Annotated in this window: 19 protein-coding genes and 2 other annotated features; of the genes, 18 read left to right on the forward strand and 1 reads right to left on the reverse strand. The window is 51.9% G+C overall.

Annotated features, from left to right (window positions below; all coding sequences use genetic code 11):
* Window positions 1-46: 46 nt before the first annotated feature.
* Window positions 47-460, reverse strand: coding sequence for an ACT domain-containing protein (locus HMPREF9453_RS00155; protein ID WP_008858528.1), 414 nt, complete (start codon window positions 458-460; stop codon window positions 47-49).
* Between the two features lie 351 nt (window positions 461-811).
* Window positions 812-1009, forward strand: a binding site (T-box leader).
* Between the two features lie 207 nt (window positions 1010-1216).
* Here HMPREF9453_RS00155 and HMPREF9453_RS00160 point away from each other — a divergent pair.
* The 18 genes from HMPREF9453_RS00160 (at window position 1217) to HMPREF9453_RS00250 (ending at window position 22686) form a co-directional block, all read left to right on the forward strand.
* Complete coding sequence (locus tag HMPREF9453_RS00160; RefSeq protein WP_040379370.1) at window positions 1217-2098, forward strand: branched-chain amino acid ABC transporter permease; 882 nt, start codon at window positions 1217-1219, stop codon at window positions 2096-2098.
* On the forward strand, window positions 2098-3060 hold the full coding sequence (locus HMPREF9453_RS00165; RefSeq protein WP_008858530.1) for a branched-chain amino acid ABC transporter permease: 963 nt from the start codon (window positions 2098-2100) through the stop codon (window positions 3058-3060). The genes HMPREF9453_RS00160 and HMPREF9453_RS00165 overlap by 1 nt, the downstream gene beginning before the upstream one ends.
* Window positions 3060-3824, forward strand: coding sequence for an ABC transporter ATP-binding protein (locus HMPREF9453_RS00170; RefSeq protein ID WP_008858531.1), 765 nt, complete (start codon window positions 3060-3062; stop codon window positions 3822-3824). The genes HMPREF9453_RS00165 and HMPREF9453_RS00170 overlap by 1 nt, the downstream gene beginning before the upstream one ends.
* The gene (locus tag HMPREF9453_RS00175; RefSeq protein ID WP_008858532.1) at window positions 3821-4543 is read left to right on the forward strand and encodes an ABC transporter ATP-binding protein; all 723 of its coding nucleotides are present in this window, start codon (window positions 3821-3823) and stop codon (window positions 4541-4543) included. Before HMPREF9453_RS00170 ends, HMPREF9453_RS00175 begins: the two co-directional genes overlap by 4 nt.
* 261 nt (window positions 4544-4804) lie before the next feature.
* Window positions 4805-7384: a DNA polymerase I gene (polA, locus tag HMPREF9453_RS00180; RefSeq protein ID WP_008858533.1), complete on the forward strand. Its 2580-nt coding sequence runs from the start codon at window positions 4805-4807 to the stop codon at window positions 7382-7384.
* 74 nt (window positions 7385-7458) lie between these two features.
* Window positions 7459-8082, forward strand: a complete 624-nt coding sequence (gene coaE / locus HMPREF9453_RS00185) for a dephospho-CoA kinase (protein ID WP_008858534.1) — start codon at window positions 7459-7461, stop codon at window positions 8080-8082.
* A gap of 8 nt (window positions 8083-8090) precedes the next feature.
* Window positions 8091-8675: a lytic transglycosylase domain-containing protein gene (locus HMPREF9453_RS00190; RefSeq protein ID WP_187368020.1), complete on the forward strand. Its 585-nt coding sequence runs from the start codon at window positions 8091-8093 to the stop codon at window positions 8673-8675.
* 1 nt (window position 8676) lies between these two features.
* Complete coding sequence (locus HMPREF9453_RS00195; RefSeq protein WP_008858536.1) at window positions 8677-9375, forward strand: hypothetical protein; 699 nt, start codon at window positions 8677-8679, stop codon at window positions 9373-9375.
* Between the two features lie 55 nt (window positions 9376-9430).
* Window positions 9431-9970 (forward strand): hypothetical protein, encoded by a 540-nt coding sequence (locus tag HMPREF9453_RS00200; protein ID WP_008858537.1) that lies wholly within the window; start codon window positions 9431-9433, stop codon window positions 9968-9970.
* Between the two features lie 12 nt (window positions 9971-9982).
* Window positions 9983-10939, forward strand: coding sequence for a ketopantoate reductase family protein (locus HMPREF9453_RS00205; protein ID WP_008858538.1), 957 nt, complete (start codon window positions 9983-9985; stop codon window positions 10937-10939).
* A 181-nt stretch (window positions 10940-11120) separates the two neighbouring features.
* Entirely contained in the window at window positions 11121-13475 is a 2355-nt protein-coding gene (gene feoB, locus HMPREF9453_RS00210) for a ferrous iron transport protein B (protein WP_008858539.1), read from the forward strand.
* A 10-nt stretch (window positions 13476-13485) separates the two neighbouring features.
* Complete coding sequence (locus tag HMPREF9453_RS00215) at window positions 13486-15513, forward strand: TonB-dependent receptor plug domain-containing protein (protein ID WP_008858540.1); 2028 nt, start codon at window positions 13486-13488, stop codon at window positions 15511-15513.
* 192 nt (window positions 15514-15705) lie between these two features.
* Window positions 15706-15903 (forward strand) — a binding site (T-box leader).
* 182 nt (window positions 15904-16085) lie between these two features.
* Window positions 16086-17246: an ABC transporter substrate-binding protein gene (locus tag HMPREF9453_RS00225; RefSeq protein WP_008858542.1), complete on the forward strand. Its 1161-nt coding sequence runs from the start codon at window positions 16086-16088 to the stop codon at window positions 17244-17246.
* A gap of 699 nt (window positions 17247-17945) precedes the next feature.
* On the forward strand, window positions 17946-19208 hold the full coding sequence (locus HMPREF9453_RS00230; protein WP_008858543.1) for a Y-family DNA polymerase: 1263 nt from the start codon (window positions 17946-17948) through the stop codon (window positions 19206-19208).
* The gene (locus HMPREF9453_RS00235; protein WP_008858544.1) at window positions 19201-19518 is read left to right on the forward strand and encodes a hypothetical protein; all 318 of its coding nucleotides are present in this window, start codon (window positions 19201-19203) and stop codon (window positions 19516-19518) included. The genes HMPREF9453_RS00230 and HMPREF9453_RS00235 overlap by 8 nt, the downstream gene beginning before the upstream one ends.
* 228 nt (window positions 19519-19746) lie before the next feature.
* Window positions 19747-20691: an AEC family transporter gene (locus tag HMPREF9453_RS00240; protein WP_008858545.1), complete on the forward strand. Its 945-nt coding sequence runs from the start codon at window positions 19747-19749 to the stop codon at window positions 20689-20691.
* A gap of 158 nt (window positions 20692-20849) precedes the next feature.
* Window positions 20850-21731 carry a DMT family transporter gene (locus tag HMPREF9453_RS00245; RefSeq protein ID WP_008858546.1) on the forward strand — a complete coding sequence of 294 codons (882 nt, stop codon included), beginning with the start codon at window positions 20850-20852 and terminating at the stop codon, window positions 21729-21731.
* A 196-nt stretch (window positions 21732-21927) separates the two neighbouring features.
* Window positions 21928-22686 (forward strand): sulfite exporter TauE/SafE family protein, encoded by a 759-nt coding sequence (locus tag HMPREF9453_RS00250; RefSeq protein WP_008858547.1) that lies wholly within the window; start codon window positions 21928-21930, stop codon window positions 22684-22686.
* Window positions 22687-22917: the final 231 nt, after the last annotated feature.

A 22917-nucleotide genomic window follows, 5' to 3' on the forward strand; every position in this document is an offset into this window, starting at 1 on the left:
AAAAAACTGCGGATATTCCGCAGTTTCAAGTGGGTTTTTCTGCTTCTCAGAAACGGTCCAGCAGGTGGTAGCCTTTTCCTTTGAGGAAGGCTTCTGTTTCCGATTCAGTGGTGGAGAATACAGCAATAGGGGAGCTGGTCTGGCGGTCGAAGGAAATATAGAGATAGCGGATCATGACATTGGCATTCTGCAGGTCCGAAAGGATATGGTCCAGGGTGCCGGGCTTATCGGATTTCATATCTACAGCCAGTACCAGGTCTACCCGGCACTGATATCCTTCTTTTTCCAGCGCTTCACTGGCCTTGTCGGACTGATCTACAATGAGTCGGATAATGCCGAATTCGGCACTGTCTGTGGCCAGCATGGTATAAATATTGATGTCGTTCCGGGCGAGAATAGAAGTGATTCGGCTCAATGCGCCCTTTGTATTAGCAGCGAAAATGGAAACCTGGTGTAACATAATATCCTCCTTCATCAGAGCCTTCCGCTCTGTTTATTACAGTGATTTTATCATAAATGGCAGAAAGGAGATAGGGGAGAAATGAATGGATGCTGCCGGCGCCATTCCAGGCCGTTCATGGCGACAAAACTTTACAAATTTATTTCAAAAATCCTATTGACTTTTTTCATCAAGGCAGTATAATATCAACCATAACACGAAAGAACGAATGGCAAGGATCGGGATAAGTATCGTGCAGAAGGTTTCAGAGAGCTGACGGCTGGTGCAAGTCAGTACGAAGCAGGATACAAGCTCACCCGGGAGTTTCGGAAGTGAACCAAGTAATTTTCGACGCCGCCTGCGTTACAGGCATGACAAGCAATGATCGGGACAAGGAATATATTGGTCCATGGCACAGAGAGCCGGCGGATGGTGCAAGCCGGTGCATTCCAGTATTGACTATCACCTGTGAGCCCCTTGGTTGAACGTAGTAAACCGAGGCGTCTGTCCACGTTACGGATATAAGCACAGAGTATAATGTAGGGTGGTACCGCGCATGTCGCCCCTATTTCCGAAAGGAAATAGGGGCGTTTTTTGTAGGACCTCTTTTCATAAACCTCTTGCTTCATGAGTGATAAATACAGGGTGGTACCGCGGATTCCAATTCGCCCCTGCTGCAATGACGCCAGATTGCAGCAGGGGCGTTTTTTTAATCCATTCGTTCTTTCATAGAAATGAAGGCCTGGCCTTCTTATTTTGGAAAGGGGATTGAAGATCGTGTTTTTTCAACAGCTTGTCAACGGTTTAACGCTGGGAAGCGCCTATGCGGTCATTGCCATCGGCTATACGCTGGTATTCGGCGTATTGAACATCGTCAACATGGCACATGGCGGCATCTTTATGATCGGCGCTTACATCGGCCTGCTTCTCGTAACAGAAGCGGGACTGGGCATTTTCCCGGCACTCATTGGTGCCATGATTGGCGGCGCCGTATTAGGGTATGGACTGGAAATCTTTGCACTCCGTCCGCTCCGCCGCCGCAAAGTGACTCATCTGGCTCCATTAATCAGTACTATCGGTGTGTCCACATTCCTGGAAAGTGTGGCACTTATGGTATGGGGTCCGCAGACCCGTTCTTTCCCGGCTGCTTTCGGGAACGGTCTGATGGACTTCGGCGTATTTAAGATTTCCGGCATCCAGATTATTTCCCTGGGTACCGCTGTGGTTCTCATGGCTCTCCTTACGGTGATGCTGAACAAGACAAAAATCGGCAAAGCTGTGAGAGCCACTTCTGAAAATGCGGAGACCGCCGGTCTTCTGGGTATCAATACCAGCCGCATCATTACCTTTACCGTCATGCTGGCTTCTGCCTTAGGTGCTGCAGCCGGTGTCCTCATCGGACTTTCCTTCAACGCCATCGAACCAACCATGGGTACTTCCATGGGCCTTAAAGGTCTGGCAGTCCTCATCATGGGCGGCCTGGGCAATGTAGAAGGCGCTATGGCCGGCGGCTTTATCCTCGGCATTGCTGAAGTCTTTGCCGTAGCTTATGGCTCTTCCACCTATCGTGATGCTGTGGCATTCGGCATTATTATCCTGATTCTCTTCATTCGCCCTGAAGGCTTGTTCTCCAAGGCAGGCAAAGGAGGCAGACCGTAATGGATGAAATTTTAAATGGCTACTTCCTGCAGGTATTCACCTTTGTATGCATTAACATTATCCTGGCACTCACCGTCTACATGACCGTGTGCACCGGTATCCTTTCCCTGGGCAATGCAGGCTTTATGAGCCTGGGGGCTTACACTTCCGCAATTGTTACCACCCAGTATGGCGTACCTATGCCTGTGGGCATTGTATTAGGCGGTCTTTTCGCCACTTTGATTGCATTGATTATCGGTCTTCCGACCATTCGTCTTCGCGGCCTTTACCTGGCCATTGCCACCATGGGCTTTGGCGAAGTGGTTCGAGTGATTGCCCTGAACCTTGACATCACCCACGGTGCTTTGGGTTTCTCCGGCATTCCTTCCATGGCCAGCGTTCTCTCTGACTATGCCAGCGACATGGGCCTTCTGGATGCTCTGGAAATTGATTCCCAGACCGGCGGGCAGCTTCTGATGAACATTGTTCTCCTCATTATCGTAGTGGCAGTAGTAACCTTCTGGTATCGCCTGGAACATTCCCGCATCGGCCGTGCCTGGGCTGCGGTAAAGGCAGATGAATATGCTGCATCCCTCACCGGCATCAATGTGGTGGAATACAAGATGATGGCCTTCCTCTTCAGTGCTTTCTTCGCCGGTGTAGCCGGTGCCCTCTATGCCCATGCGACCTTCTTCATCAGCCCCACCGACTTCTCCTGGAACAAGGTGGTTGATATCCTGGTTTACACCGTATTCGGCGGCAGCAACGTACTTTGGGGCTCCGTCCTGGGCGCTACAGTGCTTACCATCGTTCCGGAATCTCTCCGTGCCATGGCAGAATACAGAGATATCATCTACGGCCTCATGCTGGTAGCCCTCATGGCCTTCCGTCCTGACGGCATCCTGTCCTATGATGCGGTGAAATGGATTTCCCGCAAATTCAGCAAAAAGCAGAAAGCCTCTGCAGAAGGAGGAAACCAGTAATGCTTCTTGAAATGAAAAACGTAGTGAAACAGTTCGGCGGCCTTACCGCTGTTTCCAATATGTCCTTCTCCGTAGAAAAAGGAGAAATCTTCGGCGTCATCGGACCAAACGGCGCCGGCAAGACCACCATTTTCAACCTGATCACCGGCGTATACCAGGTGACGGAAGGGGATATCCTCTTTGACGGCCAGTCCATCGAAGGGAAGAAACCCTACCAGATCATCAACATGGGTATTTCCCGTACCTTCCAGAACATCCGCCTTTTTTCCGGCATGACTGTACTGGAAAACATTCTGGTCGGTCATCATGACCGGCTGAAATCCGGTCTTCTGGCCAGCTTCCTCCACACCTCTTCCCAGAAGAAGGAAGAAAAGGAAGCCCGCCAGCAGGCGCTGGAACTCCTGCGGTTTGTAGGCCTTGAGGCAGATGCGGACCGTCTGGCCACTGAACTTCCTTACGGCAAACAGAGAAAACTGGAAATCGCCAGAGCTCTGGCCACCCAGCCCAAACTCGTCCTTCTGGACGAACCGGCAGCCGGCATGAACGACAGCGAAACCGCAGCTCTCACTGAGCTGATTCACAATATTCGCGAAAAATTCGGCACCACCATTATCCTCATTGAACACGACATGCACCTTGTCATGAGCCTCTGTGACCATGTCATGGTAGTCAACTTCGGTAAGAAACTGGCTGAAGGGGTACCGGAAGAAGTACAGAACAACCCAAAGGTTATTGAAGCTTATCTCGGAAAGGAGGATGAATGATGCTTCTTGAACTGAAAAATGTAGAAGCTGCCTATGGCAACATTAAAGCGTTAAAAGGCATCAACCTCTCCGTACCGGAAGGGAAGATCGTAACCCTTATCGGCGCCAACGGTGCCGGTAAGTCTACCACCATGAAAACCATTATGGGTATCATGAAACCCATTGCCGGTGATGTTCTCTTCAAAGGAGAATCCATCGCAGGCATGAAGACCCACAACATTGTAAGAAAAGGAGTAGTCCTCGTTCCGGAAGGTCGTCAGATTCTTCAGAATATGACAGTCCGTGAAAACCTGGAAATGGGTGCCTACCAGAGAAATGACGCAGAAGGAATCAAGGAAGACCTGTCCAAGGTTTTTGAACGGTTCCCCCGCCTCTTTGAAAGACAGGGCCAGTTCGCCGGTACTCTTTCCGGCGGCGAACAGCAGATGCTGGCCATTGGCCGCGCCGTTATGGCCAAGCCGGAAGTCATGCTTCTGGACGAACCGTCCATGGGCCTGGCTCCTCTGGTGGTACAGCAGATCTTTGATGTTATCAAAGACATTAACAAAATGGGTACTACTGTTCTTCTTGTAGAACAGAATGCGCGTAAAGCTCTCCAGATTGCCGATTATGCCTACGTTATGGAAACAGGCAAAATCGTCATGGAAGGCCCGGCGCAGGAAGTTGCCAGCAACCCGGATGTCATGGCGGCATATCTGGGCGGCAAGAAGAAACAGTGACCAATATAACAGCCGTTCAGGTTGTAACACGATCCGGGAAAAGGGACAGAGAAATCTGTCCCTTTTCTCTTTGCTAAAAAAGAACATAAAGTGGGCAGTGCTTTGCGGACAGGTCTGAAATTCAAAATCTCAAATCTCAAATCTCTCTCTTCTGAACCATCCTATGGGGTATGGTATAATAAAAAGTAACTTTATGCGAAATTCCGATTTTCCCATGATGGGAAAATCCTGCTGATTTCTGCTCCGGCAGAAGGAGGAACAATGAAGAAGAAACTGGTTATTATTGATGGCAGCAGTCTTTTATACCGCGCCTTTTTTGCCCTGCCGCCGACTATGACATCGCCGGACGGGACGCCTACCAATGCCATATACGGGTTCCTGCGCATGCTTTTGGGCCTGTACCGGGATCTGGACCCGGAGTACATGGCAGTCACCTTTGATAAGGACCGCCATACGTTCCGTACCGATATGTTTGCCGATTATAAGGCCACCAGAAAGCCGGCGCCGCCGGAGCTCATTCCCCAGTTTGATCTGATTCTGGATGTGCTTTCCGTGCTGGGGGTAGCGGTATACAGCATTCCCGGCTATGAAGGGGATGATATCCTGGGCACTTTATCTGCCCGCTATGAAAAGGAGCTGCCGGTAGATATCGTCACCGGCGACAGGGATGCCCTGCAGCTTTCCAGCAGCCGCACCACGGTGCTTCTGACCCAGAAGGGAATCACCCATATGGCCGTCATGACGCCGGAGGCAGTTTATGAAAAGTACCACATTACCCCCTCCCAGGTCATTGATATGAAGGCCCTCATGGGGGATACGGCGGATAATATTCCCGGAGTCCCCGGCATTGGAGAGAAGACGGCCCTGGGGCTTCTGACGGAGTACAAGGATCTGGATAATCTTTATGCCCATGTAGATGAAATCAAGGGAGCCCGGGGAAAGAAGCTCACCGCCCATAAGGATATGGCCTACTTATCCTACAAGCTGGCCACCATCAAGCGGGATGTACCTGTGGATGCTTCACTGGAGGATATGAAGCAGCCTGTACATGTGGCAGAAATGAAGGAGCTTTTTGGAAAACTGGGAATCAACCTTTTAAAAGAGTTCGCTGCACTTCCCCGTTTCCAGGAATTGTCCCAGGTGAAGAAGGAGGAAAGCGAAGAAGTTCTTCCGCCTGTGGAAATCTGGAATCCCGCTGTCTCCTTTAAAGGAAAGACCGCTGCTCTCTGGGTCCATCTGTCCGGCAGGGCGCCTTTCTTCAAGGCGGAAGAGGTGGTGGCTGCTGCTGACGGCCATGCCTGGCTGGTGGAGGCGGACCATTTCGGCCCTGCTGCCAAGGCACTGAAAGAGGCAGAGGCTGTGGTGGTGGAAGACAGCAAATCCCTTCTTGAGTCGGATTTTCCTGCAGAAGACCTTCCTTTCTTTGATATGTCCCTGGCAGCGTACCTTCTGGATCCCACCAGGGTGACCTATCCCTTGTCCTATATGGCCGGCCTTTTTGAAAAGCCGGTGATTTATCCCGATGATTTGGATGATATGAAGGAGAAGGGCTGCTGCATTACCCTTTTCCTGGCTTCCCTCTATGAAGATGCAAAGAAGAAGCTGGAAAAAAACGGGGTGCTGTCCCTGTTCCGAAAGGTGGAGCAGCCGCTGGTGCCGGTACTGGCAGCCATGGAGAAAGCAGGCATTGCCACAGACCAGGAAAAATGGAAGACTGTCAAAGAAGAAATGGAGAAGGAAGAACGGCTTCTCATGAAGGATATCTTCACTGAAGCCGGGGAATCCTTCAATCTCAATTCTCCGAAGCAGCTGGGCCATATTCTTTTTGAAAAAATGGGTATGCCTGCAGGGAAAAAGACGAAAACCGGCTATTCTACCGCCGCCGATGTGCTGGAGGAGCTGGCTCTGTCCTATCCTATGGTGAAGAATATTCTTCGCTATCGCAGTCTGGCCAAACTGGTTTCCACCTATCTGGAGGTCCTGCCGCAGCTGATTCGTCCGGAAACAGGACGCATTCACACCTCTTTTAACCAGACTGTCACCGCCACAGGCCGGCTTTCCAGCTCGGATCCGAACCTGCAGAACATTCCGGTACGCACGGAGGAAGGAAAGAAAATCCGCTCTCTCTTCGTGCCGGGAAAAGGCTATGACTGCTTTATTTCCTCCGATTATTCCCAGGTGGAGCTCCGGGTGCTGGCCCATATGTCAGGCGACGAAAGTCTGATCAAAGCCTTTCTGAACAGGGAAGATATCCATAGAAGAACGGCGGCAGAGGTGCTGGGCATTCCTTTTGAAGAGGTAACACCGGAGCAGCGCTCTCATGCCAAAGCCGTTAACTTCGGCATCATCTACGGCATCAGCGATTTCGGCCTGGCCAGGCAGCTGGGTATTCCAAGAAAACAGGCGGCCAGCTATATCGAGGCCTACTTCAAGCGCTACCCCAGTATTCATGATTTCATGCATTCCATGGTGGAAAAAGCAAAGGAAACGGGGCGCGCCGTCACCCTCTTTGGAAGGTATCGGGAACTGCCGGATATTAACAGCAAAAACTTCAACCGCCGCTCCTTCGCCGAGCGGACAGCCATGAACACCCCTATCCAGGGTACGGCGGCGGACATCATGAAAATGGCCATGATTGAAGTGTACAAAAAGATGAAGGCAGGCGGCTATAAGAGCCGGGTGCTCCTTCAGGTACACGATGAACTGGTGGCAGAAGTGGTGAAGGAGGAAAAGGAAGAAATCGCAGCCCTTCTGAAGGAAACCATGGAGTCTGTGGTGAAGCTGAAGGTTCCCCTGGTGGCTGATGTGAATGAAGGAAAGAACTGGGCGGAGACGAAATAGTGAGCTAGTGGACTAGTCCACTAGCCCACTAGTCCACTAGTCCATTAGCAGACATTTTATAAAAAGGAAGTATTATGTATCGTATCGGTTTAACGGGAGGCGTCGGCAGCGGCAAGAGCACGGTGTCCTCCTATATGCATGAATTAGGCATTCCCGTGATTGACGGGGATAAGCTGGCCCGGGAGGCAGTGATTCCCGGGAGCCTGGCCATGAACCGGCTGAGGGAAGTCTTCGGTCCCCATATTTTCCTTCCCGACGGGTCGCTGGACCGGCTGAAGGTGGGGGAAATTGTTTTTAACGATGAAGAAAAGCGACAGAAGCTGAACGGCATCATTCATCCCTACATCTGGTACCGCACCAGGGAAGAGCTCATCCGGGCCCAGGAAGATGGGTTTCCAGTGGTGGTGCTGGATATGCCGCTCCTTCTGGAAATCAGCTGGCAGCTCAGGGTGGAAGAAGTATGGCTGGTGGAAGTGCCTCTGGAGGTGCAGATTGCCCGGGTCATTTCCCGGGACGGTTTCACCAGGGAGCAGGTGATGGAGCGCATCCGGAAGCAGATGCCTACCACGAATAAAATGAATTACGCAGACGTGATTATCGACAACAGCCGCTCGGTGGAAGATACCCGGCGGCAGGTGCGGGAAGCACTGAAGCATGTACCGGGATTTCAATTTCCCAAAGGAATGGAAGAAGTATGAGAGTCGCATTGAAACGCAGAAAAAAAGAGGTACAGAGACACCAGGGAAACACCGGCGCCATGGTGTTTACTCTTTTGACTGCGCTTCTTTGCGTGCTTACCCTTCTTCTTACCGATAATATCCGCTTCCTGAAGCCCAGCGAGCAGGTGTCCCATATTATCGTGCAGTGCGCCGATGAGGAGCATATTTCCGCAAGCCTTCTGGAAGCAGTGATACGGACGGAAAGCAAATTCAATGAAAAGGCGGTATCCCATGTAGGCGCCGTGGGCATGATGCAGCTCATGCCGGAAACGGCCCACTGGATTTCCGAGCAGAGCGGTCTGCCTTCAGACAACCTGGCCAGTCCGGAGCAGAATATCCCCCTGGGCGCCTGGTATCTGAATTATCTTTTGAAACAGTACCATAACAATGAAGTCTTTGCGCTGGCAGCTTATAATGCAGGCCGGGGCAATGTGGATGAGTGGATTGAGAAAAATCACTGGCCGGAAGGATTTTCCGACATGGACAAGATTCCCTTCCCGGAAACCAGGGAATTTGTGAAATCCGTGGTTTCCGCAAGGGACCGGCTGGAAGCGGAAAAGAAAGGAACATAGTATGGGAAAAGAGGATAAGCTGGAACAGGAAAGGGCAGAAAGGCGTCAGAAATTCCTGGACTGGGACATAGAAAAGGAGCTGCCTTCGGATATAGAAGGGTATAAGCTGAAGCCGCTGGACCGGCAGGAGGGGCGCATTTATTTTGCCTTCTGCTGGGAAAATGAAAAAAACGGCTGGCAGGTGAGGGCTCTTTTTGATGAGGAAACCATGGATTACATGGTGAAATCGGATCTGCGCATGATGATCCTGACAGAAATCGAGCTCATTACCGGTGATTTTGAAGAATTTAAAAGAAATATGAAGCTCCTCACACCCCGGTATATTGCCAGGGAACTGGTGCATAGGGAAAATGTATCGGTGCTGGTGCGGGGAAAGGGGTTCATGGTGTGGGATTACAGTCAGTTCTTCCCGCCCGTCATCGGCCACTATGAACGGATTATCGAACCGTCCCGTCCTCTCCTGGGGCTCAATGGCTCCTATATTATCGCGTCCTATGAATGCAGGGAAAAGGAAACAGGCATCCTTTTTTTCTACAATGTATACAGAGATGAATATTACGGCGAACTCAGGGCCAAAGGTATTCCCGGCATTATTCATCAGTATGATGCCAAAACCATACAGGACCTGGAAAAGACCATCAAGGCCCATTTGGAAAAGGACCTGAGTGAGCTGTATGAGCATCCGGAGATTCCGGACTGAAAGCAGTTTCAGATACCAAGGCATAACCGTTGATTTCATGGAAGGGGAGAAGGTCATGAAAAGCAGTGAAGAAGTGGTGATGGCCTATGTACGGCAGCTGGAAGACATGGAAGAAGAAGTTTCCCGGCTTTTGAGCGAGAATCGCATACTGAAAGGAAGACTGGAGGGAGCCCGGAGAGCTGGCACGCCCATCGATTCGGAGCTCCTCTCTGCGGGGAAGGAAAAGGATCTCTATCCCGGCGAACGGCACGAAATTCTCATGGATATTTTGAAATCGGTGAGGAAGGACATGAAGGACGGCACTCGGCGGGCCGATATTTTAGATGACCTCATCAAGGCCAATCCGGTGAGCGGTGAACCGAAACGGCGCTCGGAAGCGGTGAAGGTGGCGCTGAAGGGGTACCGCGGACTGGATGATAATACGAAACGAAAGCTGGCGGTCCTTGGCATTGAAGGAAACGAAAAGCACAGCAAGCACTATATTTTAAGATATTACGGTGATTCCCGGTACATGGTGACCATGACCGCCTCCGGCAGCGATGCGGGACGGGGCGGATTGAATCTGGCCAGTGACGTGGTTCGGAATTTCTTCTGACAGGAGGAACTCATGAGAATCCTGATTTTCGGCATAGGCGGTATCGGAGGCTTTGCAGGCGGCGCCCTGGCAGGGACAGGGAGTGATGTGTATTTCTACGTTCGGGGAAAGAACCGGGAAGCCATAGAAAAAGAAGGACTTCATGTGACATCAGAGCTTCTGGGCGATTTCACTGTGCATCCCAAAGGCATGGGACAGGATGGAAAGGCCCTGGGGAAGATGGATGTCATTCTTCTGGCCTGCAAGGGAAACGGACTGGCAAAGGCCTGCCATGACATGGCGCCCATGGTAGCAACCCACACGGTGGTGGTGCCTCTTCTGAACGGCGTCCTTGTGTCGGACCTCATGGAGCCCCTTCTTCCGCCCTGCTTCATAGCCGATGGCACCATCCGTGTCTTCAGCCATCTGGAAAAGCCGGGTCATGTGGTGCAGACGGCAGGCAGCGGACAGGTGGTGATGGGCATGAAAGACGGCAGGGATCTGCCCCTTCTCCATGAACTGGCAGCCCTTTTGCAAAAATCGGGCATTCCGGCCAAAGTGACCCATGATATCCGGCTGGACAGCTGGGAAAAATACGCCCTCATGGCAGCCAACAGTGCCCTTTTCTGCCTTTTTGACGGTCCTGCAGGAAAAGTGCGGCGCCAGAAAAACTATAGACAGGTGGTGGCAGAAACAGTGGGAGAAGTGATTGCCATGGCCAAAGTGCAGGGCGTCATCATTCCTCCGGCCTATAAGGAAGACTATCTTCGTCTCTTTGATTCCCTCCCTGACGACACCGTTACCTCCCTGTATCGGGACCTGAAGGATGGAAAGAAAGTAGAAGATACGGAAACAGAAATGATTCTGGGAAGGATGGTGGACCTTGGAAAGAAAGCGGGGCTTTCGGTGCCCTGCTTTGAAAAAGCCTATGCAATGGCTAAAAGCATAGGGAAAAGAAATTGGGGCGGCCATGGGATGAAACATACATGACAAAATGACAGGGGGTGTCTCTACATCTAAAGAGGCACCCCTTTTTCCATGCTCTGACAAACATGAAAAAGTCGGTATACAGGGCGCAAAAGGGCTGCTGTTTTCTTTGAACTGCAGGCTCAATCGTGGTAACATAGACATAAAAAAGAACAATGTTTTGAAATTCAAGGGAGAGATAGAAATGACATTGGATGAACTGCCTCAGGGGAAAACGGCAGATGTGACAGTGGTTGGCGGAGAGGGACCTCTGCGCCAGCACTTTCTTGATATGGGCCTGATTCCGGGGGCAGAGGTGACGTTTATCAAGTTCGCTCCTCTGGGGGACCCCATGGAGCTCATGGTTCAGGGGTATGAACTCACCCTTCGCGTGGAAGATGCAAAGAAAATTCAGGTAGATCATCTGCGGGACCGGGATATGACAAAGAAGGAAATAAAGCAGCCCACGCTGATTCAGCATCCGGGCCTGGGGGAACCGGGGCGGGTGCACGAGCTTTCGCCCTACCATGATGCAAAACCGGTGGAAGGAAAACTCGTTTTTGCGCTGGCAGGAAACCAGAACTGCGGAAAAACCACTCTTTTCAACCAGCTCACCGGGTCCAACCAGCATGTGGGCAATTTCCCCGGCGTTACCGTAGACCGGAAGAGCGGTTTTATCAAAGGCCATCCGGACTGTGAAGTGGTGGATCTTCCGGGAATTTATTCCCTGTCTCCCTATACCAGTGAGGAAATCGTTTCCCGTAAATTCATTCTGGAAGAGAAGCCCAGTGCCATTATCAACATTGTGGATGCCACCAACCTGGAACGCAACCTGTACCTCACCATGCAGCTTATGGAGCTGGATGTGCCCATGGTGCTGGCTCTCAATATGATGGACGAGGTGGAAAAGAACGGCGGCTCCATCCTTATCAATGAAATGGAAGAAATCCTGCAGATTCCAGTGGTTCCTATTTCCGCCGCCAGGAACCAGGGGGTGCAGGAACTGGTGCGCCATGCAGTCCATGTGGCAAGGTACAGGGAAAAACCGGGCATCCGGGATTTCTGCAGCCCTTTGGACCATAAGGGAGCGGTGCATCGGGCCCTTCACGGCATTATGCACCTGATCCAGGACCATGCGGAAGCGGCCGGTATACCGCTGCGCTTTGCGGCAGGCAAGCTGGTGGAAGGAGACCATCTGGTGGAAGAGGCCCTTCATCTGGAAAACAATGAAAAGGAAATGATCGGTCACATTATCAAACAGATGGAGGAAGAAAGGGGACTGGACCATGCAGCAGCCATGGCAGATATGCGATTCCTCTTTATCCGGCGCCTCTGCGATAAGACGGTGGTGAAGCCGAAGGAAAGCAGGGAGCATGCACGGAGCCGGAAGATGGACAGGATACTTACAGGGAAATACACGGCCATCCCCATTTTCATCCTCATTATGGGTCTTGTATTCTACCTGACCTTTAATGTCATCGGCGCCTTTTTCCAGGATCTGCTGGCCAGCGGCATCGACAGGCTCACAGAGCAGGTAGACGCAGCCCTGACGGCAGCTGGGGTGAATGAGGCGGTGAAGTCTCTCCTGGTGGATGGTATTTTTACCGGCGTAGGCAGTGTATTGAGCTTTATCCCTATCATTATGGTGCTCTTCTTTTTCCTTTCCATTCTGGAAGACGGAGGATACATGGCCCGGGTGGCCTTTGTTATGGATAAGCTGCTTCGGAAAATCGGTTTGTCCGGAAGAAGCATTGTGCCCATGCTCATCGGTTTCGGCTGTTCCGTACCGGCCGTCATGTCTACCAGGACACTGCCTTCCCTTCGGGACCGCCGAATGACCATCATGCTCATTCCCTTCATGAGCTGCTCTGCCAAGGTGCCTATTTATGCTTTCTTTACAGCGGCCTTCTTCCCTCACACCGGGGGTCTGGTCATGACGGGCCTGTATCTTACCGGTGTATGTATGGCCGTAGTGGTGGCCCTTCTTTCCAAGAACACCTTTTTCAAGGGAGAAGCAGTTCCTTTCGTCATGGAACTTCCCAATTACCGTATGCCGGGAGCTAAAAACGTGGGCCGTCTCATGTGGGACAAAGGAAGGGATTTCCTCCAGCGGGCCTTCACCGTCATTTTCGTGGGCACTATCATCGTATGGTTCCTCCAGAGCTTTGACCTGACCCTCAACATGGTGGAAGACAGTAAGGACAGCATTCTGGCCCTCCTGGGCGGCTGGATTGCGCCCCTCTTTTCGCCCCTGGGATTCGGAGACTGGAAAATGTCCACTGCCCTTATCTGCGGCTTTATGGCCAAGGAAAGCGTAGTGGCCACACTGTCCGTGCTTTATGGCAGCGTTGGCGCTCTGGAAACGGCGCTGACACCGATGGCAGCCTTTTCCTTCCTGATTTTCTGCCTTCTCTATACCCCCTGCATTGCCACCATTGCGTCGGTGCGCCGGGAAAACGGCGGCCGCTGGGCATTGGAAATGGTGATTTTCCAGTGTGTCGTAGCATGGATCGTGTCCTTTATCGTATGGCATGGAGAACTTCTCCTTTTTGGAAATTAAAGGAATTGAGATGAAAAAAGTCTGGCTCACAGCCCTTCTATCCCTCTTTCCTGCGGTGGCAGGAGCAGAGGTGTATACCCTTCCCGGCGTGGTAGTGACGGCGGAAAACCGGAAGGAAACAAAAGATACCGTCTTTCTGCCCCATGAAACTTTGACAGAAAAGGACATGGAGCGCATGGGTGCTTCCAATGTGGTGGAAGCCCTTTCTACAGCACTGGGGGTGGACCTTTCCTCCGGAAGCCAGGACAGCCGGACGGTCATGGGCAGCAATCAGCTCATGATACGGGGCATGAACAGCAGCCAGACACTGGTCCTTGTGGATGGACACCGTCTGGCCGATGAAGATACCGCCTCTTCCCAAAACATGAATCTGCTGCAGCGCTTTGACCTGTCCCAGGTGGAACAGATAGATATTATCCGTGGCGCCGACGGCGTTTCATACGGCTCCTCCGCCATGGGCGGTGTGGTCAATATCAGGACGAAGAAACCGGGCAGCGGTGAAAGCAGCGCCGGATTCCGTCTGGGGGAGGGAGAAAATACCCTCTATTTTCATGAAGATGCAAAGGGGAAAGGCCCTTTCTACCTGGCGGTAAGCGGCAGAGTGACCAGAGTCAGGCCCCTTTCATTCTGGCGGGACAGTTTTTCCAGAAGCATTCATTACGACGGCTTTGATGTACCCTCCTACGGCATTCGCCGCTATGCAGGGCTGGATGGCCTTTATGATTTTCGAAACGGCAGCACCCTGAGGCTCAAAGCAGACTATTTTGATGAAGATACATCCATGCGTTTTTCCGATGCCTCCATGGATGCCTCTGGCATCCATGTGGTGCTGCAGCAGGATGAAAAAAGCCGCACCGAAAGGACCCAGTGGAATACGTCCCTCACCTATGAAGGGAAAACAGCAGGAAATGTATACAGCGGTGAGGTCTACTACAGCCGCTTGAAGAAGTACAGCGAAACATGGAATGGCAGACCCGATTTCAAAGACCAGATCCATAGTCCTTACGTACTGCCGGCTCTGACTTCTCTGACTTCCAGACTGGACAATCTTTTCAAAGCCCGGGACTACGACCGCGCCTTCTATGAAATCTGGGGAATCAGCGGAAAGGATACCATAACCCGGGGCAGCCACCGCCTCACCTTCGGCAGCGAATGGAACAGGAGCACCTACACCGGTACCAGGCTTTCAAGGGAAACGTATTCCGGCACAGGAAATAAAGGCGAAGATGGTCACGGGCAGACAAACGGTGCCTCCTATGTTTCCGACACCTGGCATGTGAACTCCCGTCTCACCTTCCTCCCCTCTGTCAGATTGGAAAGGGACAGCAGCTTCGGTTTTCTGGGCGTACCGGCGGCAGGCCTGTCCTATCGGTTCAATGACCGCATGACCTGGAAAACGAGCTATGGAAAGGGGTTCCGCGCCCCTTCCATCAGTGAAAGATACATTCATCTGGACCACATGGGGGTTACGGTGGACGGAAATCCGGACCTCAAGGCAGAAACTTCCCGCAGCTTTGATACGGGACTGGAATGGAAGGATGGAAAAACGGCGTGGACCATTTCATGGTTTGACCAGAAGGTCAAAAATCTCATTGACTATGAAGAAATGGCAGGCAGCGCCATGGAATACCGGTATGTAAACAGGAAACAGGCGGAGCTGAAGGGACTGGAAGGAGAAATTTCCTACGCCCTTCTGCCGCGCTGGACAGTGCGGGGCACCTATACCTATCTGGATGGCCGGGATCGATCTGAAAACACGCGGCTTCCCAACCGCAGCCGCCACACCGCCATGCTTTCCCTTTCCTACGACAGTAAAGCTCCCTATGGCCTCTCCGGCATGATCTGGTCCGCCTTCAAAAAGGATTTCTACTTCGATGACAGGAACTACACATGGAATGAAGTGAACCTGTCCCTCCAGAAACACTGGGGAGAGAAATTCACCGCTTCTTTTGGCCTCTACAACCTGCTGGATAAGAAAATAGATGCCCTCTATATCCACGGCCGTTCCTGGTTTGCTGGAATGGAAATGAAATGGTAGGAATCACAGGCGCTTACAGGCGTAAGAGGTTGGCGCCTTTACATGTAGAAGGCGCCCTTTCATCATAAAACCGGTGTAGAGAGCTGGTAAAACATTCGCCATCAGAAGCGTCAGAATTTTTTCAAAAAAGTACTTGACAGACAGAAAAACGGGCGGTATTATATACACATCTTCAGACAACCAAACGAACTGAAACAAGCTATGAACGAGACAAAAGGTTTGTTGTTCAATCTTCAGAGAGCCGGTGTATGGTGCGAACCGGTAGATGGCAGCATTCATAATATCCCTCGAGAGCTCTTACACCGAATTAAGTAGGTGCAGGCGATCATTCACGTTACGAATAGGACTACAAGTACAATGTAGGGTGGTACCGCGATCATCGCCCCTATCTTCTGATGAAGGTAGGGGCTTTTCTTATAGGTGCCGGTTGATTTGCAGTCCGTAAGTGATAAGTGGGAGTGGTACCGCGCATAAAGCGCCTCCGCTGATGGGAAACCATCAGCGGAGGTTTTTATTTTTCTGTTTCATTCACGTTTGGAATCTATTTAATTTTTTTGAAAGAGGGATAAACTATGCAGAAGAAATGGTTAAAAGGAATGGCAGCTGTCATGGCAGCTGCAGCACTGGCAGGCGCATTCGCAGGATGCGGTGGAGATAAGAAGGCAGCAGCCAGCGGCGCTGCCGGCGGACAGACTGTAAAGCTGGGATTTGTTACCGCTTATACCGGCCCCGGTGCAGCTTATGGCCAGGCTATGAAAGACGGTGTAGATCTGGCTGTTGAAGAAATCAACAAGGATCCGAACACCAAGGTTAAAATCGACCTCAAGACCTACGATACCAAACTGAACAAGTCCGAAGCCATCAATGCTTTCAAGAAATGCATTGAACAGGACAAAGTTCTTGCCATTGAAGGACCTATGACCTCCGGCGAAATGTTCGCTGCAGGCCCCATTGCCCAGCAGTCTAAAGTCGTTGCTTTCGGCACCGGCACCACCGCTACCGGCATCACCGACCTGGGTGACTACATCTTCAGAAACGCCATCCCTGGCAAACTGGCTATTCCGGTGACCCTGAAAAAAGCACATGACAAACTGGGATTCAAGAAAGTAGCTGTTCTCTATTCCAACAACAACGACCAGATGGTTCGTGAAAATGATATTTACCAGGAAGAACTGAAGAAGATGGGTGTAGAAGTGGTAGCTACCGAAACCTTCGCAGATAAGGATACCGACTTCTCTGCACAGCTCACCAAGATTCAGGCTGCCAACCCTGATGTCATCGCTGTAGCAGGCCTCTATCAGGAAGGCGCCCTCATTGCCAAGAAAGCCCGTGAAATGGGAATGAACCAGCCCATCATCGGCAACAACGGCTTCAACAGCCCGGCTTATATCCAGCAGGCCGGCGATGCAGCTAACGGCACCCTGGTAGCTACACCGTGGAACCCGGAAAGAAAGACCGACAAGGCCCAGAACTTCCGCAAAGCCTTCGTTGCTAAGTACGGTCATGAACCGGATCAGTTCGCTGCCCAGGCTTATGATGCCATGTACGTCATCCACCAGGCTGTAGAACAGTCCGGCACCACCACGGACCGTAAGAAATTCCGTGATACCCTGGCTAACATCAAAAACTTCGAAGGTGCTACAGGCAAATTCGAATTTGACCAGAACCGCGATCCGAAGATGGACCTGGACGTACTGGAAGTCAAAGACGGAAAATGGGTTCCTTTCGCTTAACAGTTTAAAAAGCGCATAGCCTGTCCCTGATAGGAAACGGGAAAAACCAGTGGATAGGGCAGGACGAGCAGCACCCCTGACGCTGCGTGTCCCTATCCATCATAGTTTTTCCCCAACGCAAAACCGCAGTGCATCCCTACGCACTGCGGTTTTGTATTGGGGAAAATAAGCGGCCCTCCATATGGGAACGCCGGGTGCTTTCCTGTATTTCCCTAGGGGCCTGCGCCTGCGGCGCAGAGGGTCGTATAGCCCTAGGCTGACGCATGGACCAAGGGTTGTGTCCCCACAGGGGAAACGACTCACTATGATTTGTGCGTCGCTGGCGCTCCTGCATCCTCTGCTGTCACTGACTCACTGGATTTTCAGGGCGCTAATGCTCCCTTACAAATCCAGTTCGCATAGTGCAAATCATGTTCGCTGTGCATCGCTTCGCTCAAGGGGCAGCGGCCGTGGCGGGCATCTTTAATTTATAGATGGCGCCGGTATGATCAAAACTTCACAGTCCTCGGGACCAAAGACCGTCAAACTTATGAACCCGATCGCCGAAGGCCGTTCCATCTTAAAAACCTTCCCCTATGAACCCTCACGGGGGGCTCTCCATCTCATTTCTAATCCTGTGTTCCGTTGTATACAGAGAACGAGCATTCTATAATAAATACAGAACGTTTATTTCACAAAAATAAGTTTGATGGAGGAGCCATGGCGGACGATGTGTATGTGTGCATAGATTTGAAAAGTTTCTATGCTTCGGTGGAATGTGCGGCCCGGGGGCTGGACCCTTTTACCACGAACCTGGTAGTGGCGGATCCGTCTCGAGGGCCCGGAGCCCTGTGTCTGGCGGTGAGTCCCGGGCTTAAGGCAAAGGGGGTCAGGAACCGGTGCCGGCTTTTTGAAATTCCTCCTTCCCTGAAATACATTACGGCCCTGCCGCGGATGGGGCTCTATATGGAAGTGTCTGCAGATATTTACAATATTTATCTTCATTTCTTTTCTGCAGAAGACGTGTACGCCTATTCCATTGACGAATGTTTCATCCACGCTTCGCCCTATCTGGCCATGTACCGGAAAGACGGCATGGCACTGGCGGAGATGATGATGAAGGCTGTGTATGAAAGGACCGGCATCTGCGCCACCGCAGGGGTGGGAACCAATCTTTTTCTGGCAAAAATCGCCATGGACATTGTGGCCAAGCATGTACCGGAGCATATAGCCTATCTGGATGAAGGCATCTTCAAGGAAACCCTGTGGTACCACCGCCCTCTCACGGACATATGGAACATAGGAAAGGGCATTGCCGGAAGGCTTCAGAAATATGGGGTCTATGACCTTCATGGCGTCACCCTCCTTCCTCCCGAAATGCTGTATAAGGAATTCGGCGTGAATGCGAAATACCTCATCGACCATGCCCATGGCTGGGAACCCTGCACTCTGCAGGATATCCATTCCTACCGTCCTGGGACCCGTTCCATCCATACGGGACAGGTCCTTTTTGAAGATTACACCTATGAAGAAGGGGAAATCCTGCTTTATGAAATGGCGGAGTTGCTGATACAGCAGATGCTGGGACAGGGCCTCGCAGCCCGGGGCATCTCCCTCTATGCCGGCTATTCGGGACGGGAGAGGAAGGGGAGCAGCGGCAGCAGAAGGCTGGATGGATATACCGACGTTCCGGAAGATATATGGCAGGCTTTCCATCAGCTGTATCAGGACAAGGTCATTCCCCGTTTGGGCATACGCACCCTCCGTCTGGCACTGGAGGATGTGGCGCCGGCAGATGAAGTACCCCGGCACTTTTCCCTCTTCCGATCGCCTTGGGAAGAAGAAAGGCAGAAAAAGGTGGAGCTGGCTATGATGGATATTAAAAGTAAATTTGGAAAAAATGCGCTGCTTCGCGGTATCGACTATTTCCCGAAAGCCACCCTGCGGAGCAGGAACGGTCTCATAGGAGGTCATCATGAGTGATATCAAAAGGGCCTGCCAATTTCTTCCCTTCGATGGTCTTTCCGGCTATGGCACCCTTCTGGCGGAAACAGGAAGGGAAAGAGAAGAGAAAAGGCAGGTATCAGAAGATCGGGCGGCGGTACTGGATCAAATGACAGGACTTCTGAAGAAGAAAGACAGGTTGGAAGTGGTGTTTTACGACCGGGACTGCTACCGCAGGATAGAAGGCACGGTGGAGATGGTGGACCGCATCGGAAGGAAGCTCTGCCTGGAGGGAAGAAAGATTCCCTTTGAAGATGTATGGGAAATCCATAGGAAAAAGAGACCATAGAAATTTCATCAAAAGGGATGTGAAGAAAGGATTGACATTTTTTCACATTCCTTTTTCAATGCCTCTCGGCTCCATGCACCGGGCTTCCGGGCGCCTTGGAATCTGTCTGCTGCAGACATACATAGGCCTCTCATCTCCATGGTATAATAGTAAAAATATGAAGAAAGCTGATGCAGGAATCAAAGCAGCGGGCCATGGCATCGGCATTTTTCTGAAAGGAGGGATAGGATGGACAGCCGCTTTTTTGTGGTATTTGCAGATATTCTGCTGCCCCTGGCTCTGGGCATGGCGCTCAGGCGCTGGGGCCTTTCCAGAGACATACTCCGACTGATTATAAAGGCCAATGTGGTAGGGGTGGCGTCATTTCTGTCCCTCGTATCATTCTGGTCCGTCCATGTGACCCGGGAGCTGCTGTGGCTCCCTGTTTCCATTCTGCCCATCTGCTTTCTGCCGGTGCTGATTTTTTATCTGTTCCAGAAGAACCGTTTCACCAATCCCCTGGACCAGGGAAGCTACCTGATTTCCATGATGCTGGGCAACATAGGCACTCTGGCGGGCCTCTGTGCTTATGTACTGTATGGAGAAGTGGGCTTTGCCTATGTACAGCTCATTGCAGTGCCCCAGATTCTGGTGATTGTGCTCTTCTGCTTTCCCATGGCCCAAAGATTCTATGAAATGGGAAACGCCAAAGGGAAAAGAGGGGAAAGGACGCAGTTTATCAAGCTCCTGCTCACACCGAACCAGCTGCCTGCCCTGGGCGTGGCAGCGGGGCTTCTGCTCTCCGGATGTCAGGTGGAACGACCGGAAGCCGTGGGCACCCTGTTTACCCTGCTGATTCATGTCAGTGCCTGGATGGGCATGATGCCTGTAGGTTATGACCTTCATCTATCCAGCGTAGGCACCTGGGCTTTCCGCCTGTGGCCTATCTTTCCGGTGAAATTCATTTTTCTGCCGGCCGTTCTTTATGGTCTGACCCGTCTTTTCGTATCTGACCCGGCCATGATTACCTGCGTCATTCTTTCTGCCGGCGCGCCGACTGCCATTTTTGCAGTGGCAGCGTCCCAGCTGTATGGATTAAATGTGGATATGGCGGAATCGTCCTTCGTCACCACCACCCTGGTCTTTCTCTTCATCCTCTATCCGCTGGTTTATTTCAGCGGTCTGGCAGGATAAGCGGGCGAGAGAAAGCAGGCGCACGGAAAGAGGGACATGAAATCTTCGGAAATATGGAGGCGGCCGGTCGCAGGGCCATGAGGAAACGTGTATAATAGAAATACTATTTCATGGAAAGAAGCAGGGAAGCGAAAAGGAAACTTTTCAGGGGAGGATGTATGAAAGAAGAAACCATGAGGGCCAAGGGCCAGTTTATTTTTGCTATGATGATTTTCGGGACGCTGGGGATTTTCATCCGTTATATCCCTCTGCCCTCCACAGTGATTGCAGAGGCCCGGGGGATTCTGGCTACCCTGTTTCTTCTGGCGATGGTGTGTCTGCGCCATTCTTCCATATCCAGAGAAGCAGTGAAGAAAAATTTTAAAATTCTATTTCTTTCCGGTGCCGCCATCGGGGTGAACTGGATTCTTCTCTTTGAAGCCTACCACTATACTACGGTATCCACGGCCACCCTGTCCTACTATATGGCGCCGGTTTTTGTCATTCTGGCCTCTCCCTTTGTGGTGAAAGAAAAGCTGACGGTCGTGAAATTTCTCTGCGCCCTTTCTGCCTTTGCAGGCATGGTCCTCATTTCCGGCGTTCTGACGGAGCCGGGAGAAGGGGTTACCTTCAAAGGCATCGGCTTTGGCCTGGGGGCCGCCGCCTTTTATGCGTCAGTCATGCTTTTGAACCAGTTTCTGAAAGATATCAGTGCCTACGACATGACCATTACCCAGCTGGGACTGGCATCCCTGGTGCTTCTGCCCTATACTCTGGGAACAGAGGACTTTTCATCCATGACCTTTGCACCGCTCACGGTGGTTCTCCTTCTTACGGTAGGCATCGTCCATACAGGCATTACCTACACCCTTTATTTCGGAAGCATGCACCATCTCCATGCCCAGACTGCGGCCCTTTTCAGCTATATCGATCCCATCGTAGCCATCATTCTCTCCGCCTGCTGGCTGGCAGAGCCTCTGGGCTTTAGCGGCATAGCTGGAGCCATTCTCATTCTGGGCTCCACAGTGCTGAGCTCCTTTTGCCAAAAAACAAGGGCCTGAGGATTGGGGGCTGCCGGTGGCGCCTTTTATTTAGGGTAAGCCTGTAACGCTGACTTCATGTGCATCGCCGGTTGGGGCGATACCATACCCCTCGGGCCCGCAGGGGCCGTCCATCTTGATAACCTTTTTCCTTTCCCTTCAGACTGAAGGCCTGTCGCCCCCTGGGCGAGAGCGAATCATCTATAAGGAGATTTTTATGCTTTTCATATCTATGATTTTATTAGGCGCTGTCATCGGCTTTGTGGGAGCCGGCGGTGCCGGCGTCACCATTACTCTTCTCACCGTTGGATTTGGCGTGCCCATCCACACAGCACTGGCAGTGGCCCTCGCGTCCATGACTTTCACCATGCTTTCCGGCGCCTACAGCCATTTCAGGGAACATGAAGTGGTGGTGAAGGTAGGCGCCATTATCGGCGGCGGCGGGGTGGCAGGCGCCCTTCTGGGGGCCGCCGTGTCGGACCATATGCCCTCTGACGATTTAAGTTTCATGACAGGGCTCATGATTCTTTCCAGCGCTCTCATACTGTATGTGAAACTGTACCACGCAGACTGGCTGAACCATCATCTCCACGGGCGCCGGACTCTGCTCACCGGCAGGAAACTTTATATCTACGGGATTCCCACCGGTATAGTTTCCGGATTTCTGGCAGGCGCCTTCGGCATCGGTGCAGCGGCTTACATCCAGATAGCTCTCATGGTCATCTTCGGCGTGCCCCTTCTCCAGTCCATCGGCACCTGCATGATGATTATCCTCCCCATTTCCGCCTCCGGCGGCTTGGGCTACCTGGTAAGCGGTCATCTGGATATGTGGATATTTCTCCAGACCTTGGCAGGCCTCACCGTGGGCGCCTGGATTGGCGCCAAAATGACCCATCTGGCACCTCTTCCCCTGCTGAAGGCCTCCATCGTGGCCCTTCCCACCATAGGCGGCGGGATTATGATGCTCTTTCATTAACTTTCTGGCGGCGCCCATGGCGCCGTTTTTTGTGCAGCTTTTTACAGGGGGCCCGCTTCCAGCTGCCTCCGATATCATGAAAGATATGAAGAGGAACAGAAACAGGCCGGGCTGGAACAAGAAAATAAAAGGCTGAAACAGCAGCTGGCTCTTTTGCAGACATCATCCTGATGCAGAAATCAAAAGGTCATGAAAAATCCTGCCGCTTCTTTGAGAGCGGCAGGATTTTTG

Source organism: Dialister succinatiphilus YIT 11850 (genome assembly GCF_000242435.1).
Taxonomy (GTDB): domain Bacteria; phylum Bacillota; class Negativicutes; order Veillonellales; family Dialisteraceae; genus Dialister; species Dialister succinatiphilus.

Excerpts from the sequence above, each read along its gene's own strand:
- HMPREF9453_RS00155 (WP_008858528.1), bottom strand. The coding sequence starts at position 460 with ATGTTACACCAGGTTTCCATTTTCGCTGCTAATACAAAGGGCGCATTG.
- HMPREF9453_RS00165 (WP_008858530.1), top strand. The coding sequence starts at position 2,098 with ATGGATGAAATTTTAAATGGCTACTTCCTGCAGGTATTCACCTTTGTA.
- HMPREF9453_RS00170 (WP_008858531.1), top strand. The coding sequence starts at position 3,060 with ATGCTTCTTGAAATGAAAAACGTAGTGAAACAGTTCGGCGGCCTTACC.
- HMPREF9453_RS00175 (WP_008858532.1), top strand. The coding sequence starts at position 3,821 with ATGATGCTTCTTGAACTGAAAAATGTAGAAGCTGCCTATGGCAACATT.
- polA (WP_008858533.1), top strand. The coding sequence starts at position 4,805 with ATGAAGAAGAAACTGGTTATTATTGATGGCAGCAGTCTTTTATACCGC.
- coaE (WP_008858534.1), top strand. The coding sequence starts at position 7,459 with ATGTATCGTATCGGTTTAACGGGAGGCGTCGGCAGCGGCAAGAGCACG.
- HMPREF9453_RS00195 (WP_008858536.1), top strand. The coding sequence starts at position 8,677 with ATGGGAAAAGAGGATAAGCTGGAACAGGAAAGGGCAGAAAGGCGTCAG.
- HMPREF9453_RS00200 (WP_008858537.1), top strand. The coding sequence starts at position 9,431 with ATGAAAAGCAGTGAAGAAGTGGTGATGGCCTATGTACGGCAGCTGGAA.
- HMPREF9453_RS00205 (WP_008858538.1), top strand. The coding sequence starts at position 9,983 with ATGAGAATCCTGATTTTCGGCATAGGCGGTATCGGAGGCTTTGCAGGC.
- feoB (WP_008858539.1), top strand. The coding sequence starts at position 11,121 with ATGACATTGGATGAACTGCCTCAGGGGAAAACGGCAGATGTGACAGTG.
- HMPREF9453_RS00215 (WP_008858540.1), top strand. The coding sequence starts at position 13,486 with ATGAAAAAAGTCTGGCTCACAGCCCTTCTATCCCTCTTTCCTGCGGTG.
- HMPREF9453_RS00225 (WP_008858542.1), top strand. The coding sequence starts at position 16,086 with ATGCAGAAGAAATGGTTAAAAGGAATGGCAGCTGTCATGGCAGCTGCA.
- HMPREF9453_RS00230 (WP_008858543.1), top strand. The coding sequence starts at position 17,946 with ATGGCGGACGATGTGTATGTGTGCATAGATTTGAAAAGTTTCTATGCT.
- HMPREF9453_RS00235 (WP_008858544.1), top strand. The coding sequence starts at position 19,201 with ATGAGTGATATCAAAAGGGCCTGCCAATTTCTTCCCTTCGATGGTCTT.
- HMPREF9453_RS00240 (WP_008858545.1), top strand. The coding sequence starts at position 19,747 with ATGGACAGCCGCTTTTTTGTGGTATTTGCAGATATTCTGCTGCCCCTG.
- HMPREF9453_RS00245 (WP_008858546.1), top strand. The coding sequence starts at position 20,850 with ATGAAAGAAGAAACCATGAGGGCCAAGGGCCAGTTTATTTTTGCTATG.
- HMPREF9453_RS00250 (WP_008858547.1), top strand. The coding sequence starts at position 21,928 with ATGCTTTTCATATCTATGATTTTATTAGGCGCTGTCATCGGCTTTGTG.